The sequence below is a fragment of the Halopiger thermotolerans genome (assembly GCF_054654555.1).
The window spans coordinates 1,679,583-1,695,361 of the sequence record NZ_BAAIEU010000004.1 but is presented as its reverse complement, the minus strand read 5'-3'; the positions used below and the strand labels follow the sequence as shown (position 1 = coordinate 1,695,361).

The 15,779-nt window shown below is 66.7% G+C and carries 15 protein-coding genes; 10 read left to right on the top strand and 5 right to left on the bottom strand.

Features of this window, described 5'->3' with window-relative positions; all coding sequences use genetic code 11:
- Positions 1-5: 5 nt before the first annotated feature.
- Both ACYQ26_RS16260 and ACYQ26_RS16255 read right to left on the bottom strand, forming a co-directional pair.
- On the bottom strand, positions 6-1,472 hold the full coding sequence (locus ACYQ26_RS16260; protein ID WP_459809936.1) for an RtcB family protein: 1,467 nt from the start codon (positions 1,470-1,472) through the stop codon (positions 6-8).
- A gap of 220 nt (positions 1,473-1,692) precedes the next feature.
- The gene (locus ACYQ26_RS16255) at positions 1,693-2,169 is read right to left on the bottom strand and encodes an archease (RefSeq protein ID WP_459810757.1); all 477 of its coding nucleotides are present in this window, start codon (positions 2,167-2,169) and stop codon (positions 1,693-1,695) included.
- 257 nt (positions 2,170-2,426) lie between these two features.
- On the opposite strand from ACYQ26_RS16255, the gene ACYQ26_RS16250 reads away from it, so the two are divergent.
- Positions 2,427-2,903: a GNAT family N-acetyltransferase gene (locus ACYQ26_RS16250; RefSeq protein WP_459809935.1), complete on the top strand. Its 477-nt coding sequence runs from the start codon at positions 2,427-2,429 to the stop codon at positions 2,901-2,903.
- 83 nt (positions 2,904-2,986) lie between these two features.
- Here ACYQ26_RS16250 and ACYQ26_RS16245 read toward each other — a convergent pair whose 3' ends face one another.
- Positions 2,987-3,340, bottom strand: coding sequence for a DUF7501 family protein (locus tag ACYQ26_RS16245; RefSeq protein ID WP_459809934.1), 354 nt, complete (start codon positions 3,338-3,340; stop codon positions 2,987-2,989).
- Positions 3,341-3,562: 222 nt separating this feature from the next.
- On the opposite strand from ACYQ26_RS16245, the gene priS reads away from it, so the two are divergent.
- The 5 genes from priS to ACYQ26_RS16220 all read left to right on the top strand — a co-directional run bounded on the left by priS (position 3,563) and on the right by ACYQ26_RS16220 (position 7,479).
- The gene (priS, locus tag ACYQ26_RS16240) at positions 3,563-4,738 is read left to right on the top strand and encodes a DNA primase small subunit PriS (protein WP_459809933.1); all 1,176 of its coding nucleotides are present in this window, start codon (positions 3,563-3,565) and stop codon (positions 4,736-4,738) included.
- On the top strand, positions 4,735-5,778 hold the full coding sequence (locus tag ACYQ26_RS16235) for a DNA replication complex subunit Gins51 (RefSeq protein ID WP_459809932.1): 1,044 nt from the start codon (positions 4,735-4,737) through the stop codon (positions 5,776-5,778). Before priS ends, ACYQ26_RS16235 begins: the two co-directional genes overlap by 4 nt.
- 118 nt (positions 5,779-5,896) lie before the next feature.
- Positions 5,897-6,388: a thioredoxin-dependent thiol peroxidase gene (bcp, locus tag ACYQ26_RS16230; RefSeq protein WP_459809931.1), complete on the top strand. Its 492-nt coding sequence runs from the start codon at positions 5,897-5,899 to the stop codon at positions 6,386-6,388.
- Between the two features lie 125 nt (positions 6,389-6,513).
- Positions 6,514-7,026 (top strand): Lrp/AsnC family transcriptional regulator, encoded by a 513-nt coding sequence (locus ACYQ26_RS16225; protein WP_459809930.1) that lies wholly within the window; start codon positions 6,514-6,516, stop codon positions 7,024-7,026.
- A 165-nt stretch (positions 7,027-7,191) separates the two neighbouring features.
- Positions 7,192-7,479 (top strand): HalOD1 output domain-containing protein, encoded by a 288-nt coding sequence (locus ACYQ26_RS16220; RefSeq protein WP_459809929.1) that lies wholly within the window; start codon positions 7,192-7,194, stop codon positions 7,477-7,479.
- A gap of 164 nt (positions 7,480-7,643) precedes the next feature.
- Here the strand turns inward: ACYQ26_RS16220 and ACYQ26_RS16215 are convergent, their stop codons facing one another.
- Complete coding sequence (locus ACYQ26_RS16215; protein ID WP_459809928.1) at positions 7,644-9,905, bottom strand: CDC48 family AAA ATPase; 2,262 nt, start codon at positions 9,903-9,905, stop codon at positions 7,644-7,646.
- Positions 9,902-10,150 carry a DUF7127 family protein gene (locus ACYQ26_RS16210; RefSeq protein WP_459809927.1) on the bottom strand — a complete coding sequence of 83 codons (249 nt, stop codon included), beginning with the start codon at positions 10,148-10,150 and terminating at the stop codon, positions 9,902-9,904. Before ACYQ26_RS16210 ends, ACYQ26_RS16215 begins: the two co-directional genes overlap by 4 nt.
- 211 nt (positions 10,151-10,361) lie before the next feature.
- On the opposite strand from ACYQ26_RS16210, the gene ACYQ26_RS16205 reads away from it, so the two are divergent.
- The 4 genes from ACYQ26_RS16205 (at position 10,362) to hmgB (ending at position 15,774) form a co-directional block, all read left to right on the top strand.
- The gene (locus ACYQ26_RS16205) at positions 10,362-11,216 is read left to right on the top strand and encodes a TatD family hydrolase (protein ID WP_459809926.1); all 855 of its coding nucleotides are present in this window, start codon (positions 10,362-10,364) and stop codon (positions 11,214-11,216) included.
- Between the two features lie 186 nt (positions 11,217-11,402).
- Entirely contained in the window at positions 11,403-11,984 is a 582-nt protein-coding gene (locus tag ACYQ26_RS16200) for a DUF2150 family protein (protein ID WP_459809925.1), read from the top strand.
- A gap of 79 nt (positions 11,985-12,063) precedes the next feature.
- A complete protein-coding gene (locus ACYQ26_RS16195) occupies positions 12,064-14,334 on the top strand; it encodes a hypothetical protein (RefSeq protein WP_459809924.1) in 2,271 nt (756 codons plus the stop codon).
- A gap of 102 nt (positions 14,335-14,436) precedes the next feature.
- Entirely contained in the window at positions 14,437-15,774 is a 1,338-nt protein-coding gene (hmgB, locus tag ACYQ26_RS16190) for a hydroxymethylglutaryl-CoA synthase (protein ID WP_459809923.1), read from the top strand.
- Positions 15,775-15,779: the final 5 nt, after the last annotated feature.

The window sequence follows — 15,779 nt, the reverse complement described above, 5'->3', positions numbered from 1 at the left end:
GCGACTCAGCCCTTGATGTTGCAGACGGGGAACGTCCGCGCGACCTTGTCGCCGATGCCCAGCGCGTCCGAGACGCGGACGACCTCGTCGACGTCCTTGTAGACGCCCGGCGCCTCCTCGGCGACCGTCGCGCCCGACTGGGCCTTGACGTAGATTTGGTCCTGCTCCTCGAGTTGCTGTTGGACGTCACCGCCCCAGAACTCGTTTTTGGCCTGCGTGCGGCTCATCAGCCGGCCCGCGCCGTGGGCGGTCGAGCCGAACGTGAGGTCCATGGAGTTCTCGCCGCCGCGCAGGACGTAGCTGCCGGCGCCCATGCTGCCGGGGATGATAACCGGCTGGCCGACGTCGCGGTAGGCCTTCGGCACTTCGGGGTGGCCGGCGGGGAACGCTCGCGTGGCGCCCTTGCGGTGGACGTAGAGTTCGCGCTGCTCTCCATCGACGTCGTGGGTCTCTTTCTTCGCGATGTTGTGGGCCACGTCGTACAGCAGGTGCATGTCCATCTCCTCCCACGACCGGTCGAAGACGCGCTCGAAGACCTGCCGCGTGCGGTGCATGATCAGCTGGCGGTTGACCCATGCGAAGTTGATCGCCGCGTTCATCGCCGCGTAGTAGTCCTCGGCGAGCTGGGAGCCTGCGGGCGCCGCCGCGAGTTCCTTGTCCGGCAGCTGATTCAACAGGCCCTGGTGTTGCTGTTCGATCTTGCGCAGGTAATCGTTGCACGTCTGGTGACCCAGCCCGCGCGAACCGCAGTGAATCAGGACGACGATCTGGTCCTCCTCGAGGCCGTACGCCTCCCCCACGTCATCGTCGAAGACGTCGGTCACGCGCTGGACCTCGAGGAAGTGGTTCCCCGACCCGAGCGAACCGATCTGGTTCTTCCCGCGGTCCTTGGCCTTCTGGCTGACCTTGTCCGCGTCGGCGCCCTCGCGCATCCCTTCGTCCTCGCAGTGCAGTAGGTCCTCCTCGACGGCGTGGCCGTTCTCGAGGGCCCAGTCGACGCCCCGCTCCAGGATCTCATCGACGGCGTCGACGCCGGCCTCGACGATGCCGCCCCCGCCAAGGCCCGACGGGATGTTCGCGAACAGCGAATCGACGAGTTCCTCCTCGCGACCCTGAATCTCGTCGTAGGTCAGGTTCGTCCGCATCATCCGGACGCCGCAGTTGATGTCGTAGCCGACCGCGCCCGGCGAGATGCAGCCGTTTTCGGCGTCGAGCGCGCCGACGCCGCCGACGGGGAAGCCGTAGCCCTGGTGGCCGTCGGGCATGCAGATCGCGTAGTTGGTGATGCCGGGCAGATGGGTCGTGTTTTTGATCTGCTCTAAGGTCTTGTCTTCCTTGATCTCCTCGAGAAGGGCTTCGCTGGCCAGCACCCGTGCCGGGACGCGCATGTCGCCCTCCCGTGGAATCTCCCAGACGTACTCACGCACCTGCTCGAGCGTGATGCCGTCTGCGTCAAACGTGGGGTTGCTCATACGTGAGCGTCCGCGCCGAACGGTGAAAGAAGGTTCGTCTCTCGCGGTGGGTCGGGACCGATTCGCACGGGACTCGGAGTGGGGAGTCTCAGGGCGCGTCGACGGCCTCGGGCCGCGCTGCGTCCGCATGTTCGGCGTCAGCCGAGTAGGGGCGGCAATGCGGACGATCTCCGGGTAGGAACGGTAGTTTAGACCGACCGATTCCCTCGACCCTCGAGGGTCAGACGTCGAAGACGACGTACGCCTCCCAGCCGTCGTCGCGGCGCTCGAGTGCCATCTCGGAGTAAGTGACCGCCTTCACCTCACGAGCGTCGATTTCGGCGAGCGGGACGCCGCGGGCGGTGGCCTCGAGGGACCAGCGATCGCCGTCGGTATCGTCGTCACCGCTCGCCTCACCCTCGTCGGGGCTCCGGATCGCCTCGACGCGGTGGTCGACCGGCAGTTCCGCGCGCACGTCGCGCAGGTAGATCACCTCGTCCAGGTAATCGAACAGCAGCGCGTCGCGGCTCTCGGCGGCGACGGCGAACGAGAACCGATCGTCGGCCTCGTCCGAATCCCCGTCCGCATCCGCGGCCGGAATCTCGTCGCACGACGCGGCCGCGAGCCCGTTCGCGACCGACGCGAAGACCCCCTCGAGCGAGTCGCCGGTCGCCGCGACCGCGACGTCGGCCGTGTGATCGCGCAGTTCGTATCCCATCGGCCGGCGGTTCGCCGGCCGGTGCCGTATGCTCATCGTTTCCGGTTCCGCCCACGATCGTCGCTCGTCGCCGCGGCGTCCGCGGAGTCGACCGTCGAATCGGCCGTCCGCGTTAGCGTGGACCATTCTCATCCGCGATCCGACCGACGAAATCGGCGATCGACGAATTCGGCCCGACCGGAACGGAGACCCGCGAACGTGGGCGGTTGCGATCGCTGCCGGAGGAATTATATTGGCGACGATGTAACGGTCTGGTAGTGAGCGTCAACGTCGACAGTCGGGTCGTCACGCCGGGGAGTGACGACTACGTCGAGGAAGCCTGGGACCTCAAGGAGCAGATCAATCGGGAGGAGGGGGTGCTCAAGCAGCGGTACAACTTCTTTACCGACGCGTATCGGCGCTCGAAGGTTCACTGTTACGTCCAGGACGGCGATCTCATCGGATTCGCGGCGGTTCGGCGCGACGGCTACATTCTCTTTCTCGCCGTCGATCCGGACTTCCGCGGCGAGGGCATCGGTAAGCGACTGGTCGCCCGCGTCGCCGAGGACCACGACACGATCACCTGCCACGCCCGCACGAGCAACGAGAACGCCCTCCAGTTCTATGAGCACCTCGGGTTCGAGATCAAGCGCCGCATCGACGACTACTACGAGGACGGCGGCGACGCCTACTACCTCAAACTCGGCGCCGACGTCGGCATCACCGATCGCCTCTCGGACCTGATTCGACGATAGCTTCCCCTCGAGCTACCGATCGGTCTGCGCCGACGGTGAAAACGGATCGATCGCCGTAGCTCCCTCGGCGTCGCCCCGTCTCGTCAGGCGACCCACTCGCCTTCGACGTCGCTACTGACGCCCTCGCGCCACCGCGAGAACGCGACCGCGCAGTCGTTTTTGCGCTCGACGTGTTCGATAAAGCCGGCCCCGCCGTCGTCGATCGACGCGCCGCAGAACGGACACTCCGTGGGGTCGTCCCACTCGGCGGGTTCCCTCGGCTCGAGCACTTCCGTCTCGAGGTCGACGCGGTCGTGCTCGTACTCCTCGAGAATTTCCTCGACGCGCTCGATCGAGCAGCCGATCCGTGAGGCCAGTTCCGAGACGGACGCGTCGGGGTTCGTCTGTTTCATCGCCAGCACGGCGTTTTCGACCGGAGTCGAGTCGGCTCGACTCATGGTCGATCCCTCGGTTGAATGTCGGATCGGGACGGTGGAGAAAGTTTCGCCGATCGGGAACGGCTCCGCCGCCCGCGGGACGGTCATTCGGGACGTAGGGGTCGCGTCGCGACGAGACTCGCAACCGCCCCCGACGGCCGGGCCGCGGCGCCACGACAACGACTCTCGAAGCCGTCTCTTTCGGCAGGATTATACCGCACCGTCCCCGACAACTCGAGTCGTATGGAGGAGCGAACGAGGGCCTACCTGCGGGGGCGATTCCGCGACTACTACCGTCGAACGGAGCTCACGCCGCCGCCCGCGGCCAACGAACGCGAGTGGGGGTACATCCCCTGGACCGAGGGACCCGACACGACCATGGTCCGCCACCGTTCGCTCCTCGAGTTAGGGAACCTCTCGGAGTTTCTCGTCCGGAAGCGCCCGCGACACGTCTACTTCTCCGCGGGCCGGTTTCGCGACCCCGGCGCGAAGTCGATGCACGAGAAAGAGTGGCAGTCGGCCGACCTCGTCTTCGACCTGGACGCCGACCACCTCCCGAGCGTGACGCTGGGCGAGGATTCGTACGCGGAGATGCTCGCGAAGTGTAAGGACGCCCTGCTGCGCCTGCTGGACTTCCTCGAGAACGATTTCGGCTTCCAGAATATGGAGATCGTCTTCTCGGGCGGCCGGGGCTACCACGTCCACGTCCGCGACGAGAACGTGCTGGAACTCGAGCGCGAGCACCGCCGCGAGATCGTCGACTACGTCCGCGGGATCGGGCTCGACTTCGAGGAACTGATCGAAACGGAGACCGTCGCCGGCCTCGGTCGGAAGACCCCCACGGAGCGCCGGACTCTCCAGATTCAGGGCGGTTGGGGCAAGCGCATCCACGCGCACTTCATGGACTTCATCGACGAGCTGCTCGCGATGGAGGAGGACGCGGCCCTCGAGCGCCTCCAGGAGTTCGACGGCATCGGCGAGGGGAAGGCCCAGGCCACCCTGAACGCCGCGCGGAACAACCGCGAGGGCCTCGAGGCGGGCAACGTCACGGTTCACACCGCCGTCGAACAGTTGGCCGAGCGGTTCGCCGAGCAGGCCGTCGAGCGGGACAACGCGCCGATCGACGAGCCCGTCACGACGGACACCAACCGGCTCATCCGCCTCCCCGGCAGCCTCCACGGCGGCAGCGGCCTGAAGACCGTGCGCCTCGAGCGCGACGAACTCGACGACTTCGAGCCGCTGGTCGACGCCGTCCCGGAGACGTTCACGGGCCAGGAGATCGCGGTCGACGTCACCGACGGCGGCGAGGTCGAACTCGGAGGAGATAGCTTTACAATCACGGAGGGCGACCAGTCGCTCCCGGAGTACGTCGCCGTCTTCCTGATGGCTCGCGGCAGGGCTGAAAAGGAGAAAGAATGAACCTAGACGAACTACGCTCGGTCCAGAGCAAGGAGCGCCAGAAGGACAGCCTCCAGAACCTTCGGCCCTCGTTCTACCAGGAGGTCGGCGAGTACATCGCCGACCTAGAGGACGAGCGCGACCGCGTCGCCGAGCAAGCCGAGGATCCCTTCTCCTCGCCCGAAGTGGGCCGACTCACCGACGAGATCGAGACGGCAAAAGACGTCGTCGAGGCGATCTACGAGCGCCGGATGGGGAAACTCGTCAAGCAGGCCAGCCTCGCCGCGGCGGGGATGCCGGCCGACGACGAGGGCCTGACCGCCGAGGAGGCGGACCTGTTCGACGACCTCGTGGATCGCATCGAGTCGAACAAATCGCGTGTCCTCGACGTCCTCGAGGGCGTCGAGACCGGCCAGCCGGAAGCCGGCGCGTCGGCGGGTGCGAGCGACGGGCCGGCGGCCGATCCCGCCTCGGGTTCCGAACCCGGCACCGCCCCGGAGCGCAGCGTCGGGGCCGATCCCGCGTCGCGCTCGGCCGAAGACGGGGACGCGCCGCCGGTACCGCCGCAGGAGCCGCCGGACGCAGCCGGCGAGCCGACGGGTGCCGACTCGGGCGCGGCCTCGAGCGACCCGACCGACTCGAGCGGCGTCTCCCCTGCGGACGTGATGGGCGGCGAGCCGTCGTCGATTGACGCCGGCGACGCCGAGTCGGGCCCGACTCCGCGGGACGAGTCAGACGCGAGTCCGTCCCCGACTGGATCGCTGGCCGAACCGTCGGATCCGACGGCCGCGGCCGAACGGGAGCCGAACGCGGACATGAGCGACGCCGCTCGAGCACCGGATTCGGCGGACGCCACCGCGGACGGCGGCGCCGCAGCGGACGCCGGCGGCTCGACGGCCGACGACGTCGACCGGACGACCGTCCGCATCACCCGCGACGTCGGCTCGATCCTCGGCATCGACGACCGCGAGTACGCGCTCTCGAGCGACGACATCGTCACCCTGCCCGAGCAGAACGCCGAACCGCTCGTCGAGCGGGACGCGGCCGAACGGCTCGAGTGAGCCAGATCCGTCTCTTTTCGTTACACCGCATACCGGCCTCGCGCGGCCGATCCTAACCGAATCTACGGGAGGCGTTGCCAATCACAAAATATACACGAACGCTCTCCAACACGGGGGTATGCTCGACGTAGGCGACGAGGCACCCGAGTTCGAACTTCCCAACCAGCGCGGCGAGACGGTCCGGCGCTCCGACTTCGAGGGCCGGCGCCTCGTCCTGTACTTCTACCCCCGCGCGAACACCGAGGGCTGTACGACCGAAGCCTGCGGGTTCGACGACGCCCTCGCGCAACTCGACGAACTGGACGCCGCGGTCGTCGGCATCAGCGACGACCCCGTCGACGACCTCGAGACGTTCGCCGACGACTACGACCTCTCCTTCGATCTGCTCTCGGACGAACTGGGCGAGGTGGCGACGCTGTACGACTCCTACGGCGAGAAACAGATGTTCGGCAACACCTTCGACGGCGTCTTCCGCAACACCTACGTCGTCGGCCCCGACGGCCGGATCGAGGCGGTCTTCGAGGACGTGTCGCCGGACGGCCACGCCGAGGAAGTGCTCGAGACGCTCGAGAACTTGGCGGACGCGCCGCTCGAGACGGCGTCGGACTAACCGGCGGCCCGTAGTGTAGTGCAACTGTTTGTCCCCACGGACAGCTCGAGCGCTGCGTGAGGGGAAGTGCGGAGCCGACGACCGCGGTGAAAGAACCATACGTAGCGACCGTCTATCGTACCCTCATGGCTCGCGACCCCGACTTCGATACCGCTGCCGACGCCGACGTCGACCTCGACCGAACCGATATGGCGATTCTCCACGTCCTCCAGGACGACGCGCGGAACATCACGACCGAGGCGATCGGCGACCGGGTCGGGCTCGCGGCGAGTACCGTCGCGACGCGAATCGCGAACCTCGAGGAGAGCGGGGTCATCGAGGGGTACACGCCGATCGTCGACCACGAGAGCGCGGGGTTCGAACACCGCATGCTCCTCGTCGGGACGATCGAAGACGCCGACCGCGACGGCGTCGCCGAACGGGTAAGCGAGATCGAGAACGTCGTCTCCGTCACGATACTGATGGTCGACGAGGACAACGTTCACGTCGAACTCGTCAGTCGGTCGCAGGACCGGGCCGAAGCCGTGGCCGACGAACTCAACGAGCTCGGCATCGCGATCTCGAGGACGGGTGTGATCACCGAACGGCGGGATCGGGCGTTCAACCACTTCGGGAAGAAGTATACGACCGACCCCTGAATTTTCGTCACTCGTTCGGTAAACAGACGGCGTCGGCGAACGGTGTTGAACGGAACGCGGCGTCTCTCGATTATTATATGATTTCCGATATTTTTAGGCGGCCATGCGCGTAACGTGTACTCGATGTCGGGTGGTCTCTCGAGTTCGTTCAGTAGCGATAGACTCGTGCAGCGAATCGTCGAAACCGTCGCAGACGTCCAGGGAACGTCCCCGTCGGAACTGTCGACGCCGCTCTACGAGGCGGTCGACCCCGACGCCCTCGAACGAGTTCTCCGGTCGTCCGACGGGTCGTCGCTCCGGGTTCGGTTTCCGTACGAGAGCTGCGTGGTGACGGTCGACGGTGCAGGCAACGTCAGCGCCGCGCCGTCGCAGCGCGAGTCCGATTCGACCGCGGCGTTGCTCTCGGAGACGCCGCTCGATGGGACGTCGTCCGGCGGCGGGAAACCCAAGTAGCGGTCACGGTAACCAGCGTACGGATCGGACGGCACTCGTTCTGAACGAAACGTATCGACAGTCAACGGTCTCTGCTCCGTAGGGACGATCGTTTCTCACGGCGACGGGAAACGACTGCCGAAGACGAAAAAACGGGGCGACGACCGGTCAGGGCGGAGTCGACGTTACTGGAACGTGCGCCCGAGCTGCTCCTCCTGAGCCGGTTCGGCCGTGTCGAACTGTTCTTCGATCTCCTCGTACTGCTCGCGCGTCTCGGGGGTCACGCTCGGGTTGACCTCCTCGAGGGCGTGCTCGAAGTGCTCCTTGCTGATGCGGACGTTGCCGATCGTGTCGGCCATCTCCTCGGGGTCGACCGAGTTGATGAACTCGCGGCTGGCGGCCATCGAGGCCTCGCGGCAGACCGCTTCGATGTCGGCGCCGACGTAGCCCTCGGTTTCTTCGGCCAGCCAGTCGAGGTCGACCGCGTCGGCCAGGGGCTTGTCGCGGGTGTGGACCTCGAAGATCTTCTTGCGGGCCTCCTCGTCGGGGACGGGCACGTGGACGTGGCGGTCCAGCCGTCCGGGACGGAGCAGCGCCGAGTCGATCAGGTCCGGCCGGTTGGTCGTCGCGATGACGACGACGTCCTCGAGTTCCTCGAGGCCGTCCAGTTCCGTCAGGAGCTGGGAGACGACGCGCTCGCCGACGCCGGAGTCGCCCTGCTGGCGACCGCGCTGGCCCGCGATCGAGTCGATCTCGTCGAAGAAGATCACGGTCGGTGCGTTCGACCGCGCCTTCTCGAAGACCTCGCGGACGCCCTTCTCGGACTCGCCGACGTACTTGTTCAGCAGTTCGGGGCCCTTGATCGAGATGAAGTTCGACTGGGCCTCGTTGGCGACTGCCTTCGCGAGCAGCGTCTTGCCGGTGCCCGGCGGCCCGTACATGAGGACGCCCTTGGCGGCCTGCATGTCCATCTGGTCGAAGACCTCGGGGTAGTCAAGCGGCCACTGGACCGTCTCGCGGAGCCGTTCCTTGGTGTCCTCGAGACCGCCGACGTCGTTCCAGGTGACGTCGGGGACCTCGACGAAGACCTCGCGCATCGCCGAGGGCTGGATGCCCTTCAGCGCTTCCTTGAAGTCCCGTTCGGTGACTTGCAGCGTCTCCAGCACCTCGGCGTCGATCTCGTCCTCCTCGAGGTCGAGGTCGGGACGGATGCGCCGGAGGGCGTTCATCGCGCTCTCGCGGGTGAGGCTCTCGAGGTCGGCCCCGACGAAGCCGTGGGTGTTCTCGGCGTACTGGTCGAGGTCGATGCCCTCCTCGAGGGGCATCCCGCGGGTGTGGACCTGCAGGATCTCCTTGCGGCCGTCCTTGTCGGGGACGCCGATCTCGATCTCGCGGTCGAACCGGCCGCCGCGACGGAGCGCGGGGTCGATGTCGTCGATGCGGTTGGTCGCCGCGATGACGGTGACGCGACCGCGCTCCTCGAGGCCGTCCATCAGCGAGAGGAGTTGGGCGACCACGCGCCGTTCGACGTCGCCGCCGGCGTCCTCGCGCTTGGCGGCGATCGAGTCGAGTTCGTCGATGAAGATGATCGCGGGGGCGTTCTCCTCGGCCTCCTCGAAGACCTCGCGGAGCTGCTCCTCGCTTTCACCGTAGTACTTCGACATGATCTCCGGGCCGGAGATCGTCTCGAAGTGGGCGTCGATCTCGTTGGCGACGGCCTTGGCCATCAGCGTCTTGCCGGTGCCCGGCGGGCCGTGCAGCAGGACGCCCTTCGGCGGCTCGATGCCCAGCTGCTGGAACAGCTCGGGGTGGCGCATCGGCAGCTCGATCATCTCGCGGACCTGGTCGAGCTCGTCGTCCAGGCCGCCGATGTCCTCGTAGGTGACGTCGGGGACGCCCTCGGGCGAGGCGCCGCCGCCGGAGCTGACCTGCTCGGCCGGCGTCTCGGAGATGTCGATGGTCGTCGAGTCGGTGATGACGACCGTGCCCGACGGCGAGGTGCTCGCGATCTTCAGCGGCACCGACTGGCCGGAGCTGGCCATCGGGCCAAAGGAGAGGGAGAACGGTACCGTCTGTCCCTCCGTGACGGCCTGGCCGCTGAGCTTGTCGCGGACGAGCGGGCCGATGTCGCCGCGGATCCGCAGGTTCTGCGGGAGCGCGACGGTGACCGACTTGGCGGGGCTGACGTCCGCGGGCTCGACGCTGACGTTGTCGTCGATCCCGACGTCGGCCTCCTGTCGCAGGCGGCCGTCGATCCGGACGATCCCCCGGCCCTCGTCCTCGGGGTAGCCGGGCCAGACGCGGGCGACGGCCTGTCCGTCGCCCGAGCCCTCGATGACGATGTAGTCGCCGTTCTCGAGATCGAGCTCGCGCATGGAGACGCGGTCGATCGCGGCCAGTCCGCGCCCTGCGTCCTTCTGTTTTAGTGGTTTGACGGTGAGTTTCATAGGTCGCCCTCCAGTTCGACAGTGAGAACCCCGTTTTTGATAAACGTGTGTGCGTCGCTTGCACCCTCGGGGAGTTCGAACTCGTACTGCTCGTCCTCGACCACGACGATGACGGTGTCATCGACGAGGTCGACCGAGGCGTCGGTAACGCCGGTTCCGAAGTCGACGGCCAACACGGTGGCGTCGTCGTACTCGTACCGGCGGGCTACCTGCCCCTCATTCCGGGTAAATTGTTCGAGAGTCATGCTTCGACTAACTCAAGGTAAGTCACGCTACTATATAAATATTTCCCAGGTTGACCGCAGTACGGGGCGGGGGTACTCGAAAAGAGCGTTGTTCGTAGTTCACATCGGATTGGACTGACAATACCGGGGCGACGCAGCGGCAACCGGCGACGGCGGTCGGGCGACGCGAGAAGTCGGTGACTTTTCCCGGACCGGTCGCCCACACACGAGTATGCTCGAGGAGGAGACGCCGGTACTCGACAACCACCTGCACCTCGACCCGGACAACCACCGCGGCATCGACGCCGTCGAAGACTTCGCGCGGCTCGGCGGGACCCACCTGCTCGTGGTCAACAAACCCTCCTGGCACCTCGGCGTCGAGGCCGAGACCGGCGAGGACTTCCGCGACGTCTTCGAGCGCACGATCGAGATCGTCGCGGACGCCTCCGCGGAACTCGAGGGCCGCGCCTGGCCCGTGCTGGGCGTCCACCCGGGCCTGATCTCGCGGCTCGTCGACGACCGGGGCTTCGAGCCCGAGGAAGCGCGGGATCTCATGCAGGCTGGACTCGACGTCGCGGCGGAGTACGTCGCCGACGGCGAGGCCCTGGCGCTGAAGTCGGGCCGCCCTCACTACGACGTCTCCGACGCCGTCTGGGACGCCTCGAACGAGGTCATGCGCCACGCGTTCGAACTCGGCGCCGACCTCGACTGCGCCGTCCAACTGCACACGGAGGCCAGCGAGGAGATGACGACCGTCGCGGAGTGGGCCGAAGACGCCGGCATGGAGCGCCACCGGGTCGTCAAACACTACGCCGCCGGCCGCCTCGAGGGCCCGACCCCGAGCGTCATGAGCGAGAAAGACCGTCTCGAGCGGGCCGCCGAGCGCGGCGAGCCGTTCCTGATGGAGACCGACTACGTGGACGATCCCGACCGACCGGGGGCCGTACTGGGACCGAAGACCGTCCCACGTCGGGTTCGCTGGATGCTCGAGGAGGGGTACGACGAGGCCGTCCGCAACGCGCACGTCGAGACGCCCGAACTCGTCTACGACATCGACACGGAAGCGACGCTCGAGCGCGATTCGTAGGATCAGTCCGTCGGAAGCGACGGACGGTGGGCCGGTTCGTCGGCAGCGATACGAGGGCGTACCGACGCGCTCGAGCCTGAACGGGCAGATACCGGTAACGGATCGTTACTCGCCAGAATAGCCGAGAGTCACCTCGAGTGGCTAGTGTAGAGAAAGGCATTTCAAGCGGCCGGTGTAGGTGTCTGTATGAGCAATCCCCCGACCGAGTTCTACTCGGAGGAACGCTGGCAGAACTGGATCGATCGCATCAAGGACGAGGACATCGATCCGGAGGACGAGTCGTCGGCTCGGTTGCTGCTGAACCTGCAGGACGACACGGCGATCGCGGTCGCCAAGATCGTCTCCGCGTACGACGACGGGGAGCTCGAGCAGGAGGAAGCCCTATCGGAGATCGAGGACGTCCGCGAGATCGTCCTCGGCGAGGTCGACATCGAGGACGAGGAGAAGCTGATCCTCGTCGACGGCGTCCAGACCAGTCTCGTCTGCGTCTTCTTCGCGGCCGAGGAGTACATCGCCAACGGCCCGGCCGAGGACGGCAGCGTCGGCGACTACCTCGGGGCCGCGGCCGACGCCGAGGCCGAGGAGGATCTCGACGCTGCGCTCGGCTACGCCGCGCAGGCCGGCACGCTCATCATCGACGGCGAGGAGCTCGACATGCAGGTCGCCGAGGACCTCGAGTACGGCCTGGTCACGGAGTGGATCAACGGTCTCGACAGCCTCCAGAGCGCGATGAGCGATCCGGAGGTCGTCGAGGAAGACGAGGAGTAATTCCGCGCGTTCGGCGGTCGATTGATTCTCACCCCGGAGCCAACAAGCGTATACGTAGTTACGACTATCGTGTTCGATAATGCGTCGTGGGGACGGGACCGGGGGGACGGACGGGGACGACCGAGCCGTGACGGTCCAGATCGGCGCGATCTTGCTGCTCGCGATCCTGTTTTCGGCGCTCGCGCTCTACCAGATCAACGTCGTCCCCGCGGAGAACGAGGCGGTCGAGTTCGACCACAACCAGCAGGTGCAGAACGAACTGCAGGAGGTCCGGAACGCGATCCGAAACGTCGGTTCGGCCGACGGGTTCCGCGCGACGTCGGTCGCGCTCGGAACGCGGTACCCCTCTCGCGCGATGACGATCAATCCGCCCGATCCGCGGGGAACGCTCGAGACGACGGGGCAACGCCCGTTCACGATCGCGAACGCGTCGCTGGTGGGGGACTACTACCGGCAGACGGCGGACGGAAGCAAGGAACCCGTCGACGAGTCGGAGATCGTCACGACTCATAACACGACGACGATCGCCTACGAACCGGATTACAACGAGTACCAAAACGCGCCGACGACCAGACTCGAGCACTCGCTGGCATTCAACGACTTCGGGAAGCGATCGGTGCCGCTGCGGGGCGTCGAGCAGCGACTCGTCTCTAACGATACGCTGACGGTCGCGCTGCTCGAGGGCGACCTCTCCGAATCGACGTCGGGAGCGGTAACGGTCGATACCGAAACGATAAGCGGGCCGTCGGACCCGATCGAGCTCGCGGCCGACGGCGGGAACGTTACCGTCTCGATTCCGACCGACCAACCGCAGCGGTGGAACGAGACGCTCGGTTCAGCGCCGGCCGCCGAAAACGGATCGGGATTCGACGTCGGCGAGGCCGGCGTCCGCGTCGTCGGCTACGACCGCGGCGCCGACGCGCTGACGATCGAGTTCCGCGAGGACACGGTGTCGCTGCGGATCGCTCGAGTCGGCGTCGGCGACTACGACGGGAGCGGTTCGACGTTCGATATTCGCCGGTCAGACGGCGACGGCGGCGGGAACGGAACCGGCGGCGACCGGGCGGCGTACCTGACCGAGTGGGATGAGACGACCCGCTCGGTGACGGTCGGGCCGGGGTCGACGATGGAATCGCTCGCGATGCGGGCGACCCGCGACGACGACGGTGCGCCCGTCGAACGCGCGCGGGTCTCGTACGCGATCACCGACCCCGACGACGTCGTCGCGTCGTTCGACGAACGCGGCCGAACGAACGCGAGCGGACAGAATCGAACGACCCTCGAGTTCGACCCCGACGCTGTCCCGAGCGACGGGACGACGGTCACCGCCTATACGGCGAGCGGCGGCACCGGCGATCGGCTCACGCTCGAGGTGTCGCGATCGGAAGCCGGCGGTGGCGGCGACGACGGTGTCGCGTGGTCGATCACGGACGACACCGCGCGGAACACGGTTCGGTACGGCGTCTCCTACGAGGTGACGACGGCGGACTCGACGTCGTTCGATCGCGTCGAGGTCGAGTTCGAGAACCGTGATAGCGGGACGACCGCGATCCGCGAGGGGACCGAGCCCCGCGGGACGATCGAGTACAGTCAGGGCGGTGCGGAGGGAGACACGTACGAGATCACGATCACGGCGTACGACGACGCCGGCGAGGTGATCGACACGAGGACGATGACGGATACGGCCGACGGATCGAACCCCGACGGCAACGACGACCTCTCGTCGCCCTCGGACCCCCAGCTAACCGGGAGCCGCGTCGACGACTGGAGCCAGCCCAACGACGAGTCGGCCCGGTACTTCGTCTCCTACGACGTCGCGAACCGGGACTCGTTCGATCGAGTCGAGGTCAGCTTCAAGAACCGCGACAGCGGTGCGATCACGACCGAAACCGCGAGCGCTCCGCGCGGGCGCGTCGAGTTCTCCGGGAACCGGTTCGACGCCGCGTTCGCGATCGAACTCCGCGTCTACGATACCGACGGCGTCGTGGTCGACCGGCGGACGATCGACGACGTGGCCGACGGGACCAACCCGAGCGGGAACGACGAGTTGGCGACCGCGACGAGTCCGCAGTTCGAGTCAGTCTCCGTCGCGGACACCGGGAACAGAGGCCAGTCTGAGTACACCGTCGACTACCGCGTCGACGACGGGACGAACCTCGAGGCGGTGTGGGTCGAGTTCCGCAACCGCGACAACCCGTGGGCGACGGAGATCGACGAGCAGTCGGCCGCGGACGGCGAGTTCACCCACAGACCGGGCGGCGGAACCGGCGGGGACGACTACGAGATCACGCTGCTCGTCTTCGACGACGAGGGAGCCGTCGTCGACCGCTGGTACGAACCGAATCCGTGATCCGAACCGGCCGGCGCTGGAGGCGGCCGACCGACGATCGTTTCGTCGATTGACGAAACGACGAACGACAATACCTTATAGCTCCTCCGATATTGTGTTGGTATGACTGCAGTCGGTATCGATGCGATCGAAATCTGGACCGGGAACCTCAAACTCGACCTTCCCGGCACCTTCGCCCCGCAGAAGGGCGAGGATCCCGAGAAGTACACCAAGGGACTGGGCCTCAACGCTAGTTCCTTCCCGGACAGCTACGAGGACATCGTCACGATGGGCGCCAACGCCGCCCACCGGTTGATGGACCGTAAGGGCCTCGAGCCGGACGATATCGGCCGGATCGACGTCGCGACCGAGAGCTCCTTCGACAACTCCAAGCCCGTTTCGACGTACGTCGCAGGCTGTCTCGAGCAGGTCTACGACGGCGACTTCCACCACGCGAACAAGGGCGAGCGGAAGTTCGCCTGCATCGCGGGCACGCAGAGTCTGGACGACGCGTACAACTGGATCCGCGCGGGCCGCAACCGCGGTCGCTCGGCGCTGGTCATCGCGACCGACACGGCCCTCTATGCACGCGGTGACGCCGGCGAGGCGACCCAGGGCGCCGGCGCCGTCGCCATGCTGATCAGCGAGGACCCCGACCTCGTGGAGCTCTCCGCCGAGCAGGGCTACGGCTCGGCCGACGAGACGGACTTCCTCAAGCCAAACCAGCAGTTCCCCTCCGTCGACGGCAAACGCTCCGTGCAGGTGTATCTCGCCCGCATGCGCGAGGCGCTCGAGGACTACGAGAGCGTCGCCGGGGAGGTCCACGCGGAGGACTTCGCGTACGCGCCGTTCCACACGCCGTTCCCCGGTATGGTCCGGAAGGCCGCGCTGCTGGCGTACCGCCACGTCATCCGGAACACGTCGATCGAGGACGAACTGGCCGACGAGATCGGCCGCCAGCCCCGCGCCGAGGCGTTCGACACCGACGAGGAGTACCGCGACGCCCTGCGAGATTACATGGACCAGTTGAAGGAGACGGACCGCTACCAGGAGTGGTACGCCGAGACGATCGATCCGACGCTGTCGATCTCCCGCGACGTCGGCAACTGGTACACCGGCTCGGTCCACATCGCCCGCGCCAGCGCGCTCAAGGCGGCCCTCGAGGACGGCCGCGACATGGCCGGCGAGCGGCTGCTCGTCGGCTCCTACGGCAGCGGCGCGCAGGCCGAGATTCACGCCGAAATCGTCCAGGACGGCTGGGAAGACGAGATCGAGGCGCTGAACGTCGACGAGCAACTCGCCGAGCGCTACGACATGGACTGGGAGGACTACGAGGAGATCCACGACGCCCACAACCACGAGATGGACGTCGACGTCGAGGAGTTCACGACCCCCAGCGAGGAGTTCGTCTTCGACGGGTGGGGTCGGATGGGCGAGCGGCAGTACCGGTACGTGGAGTAACCCGA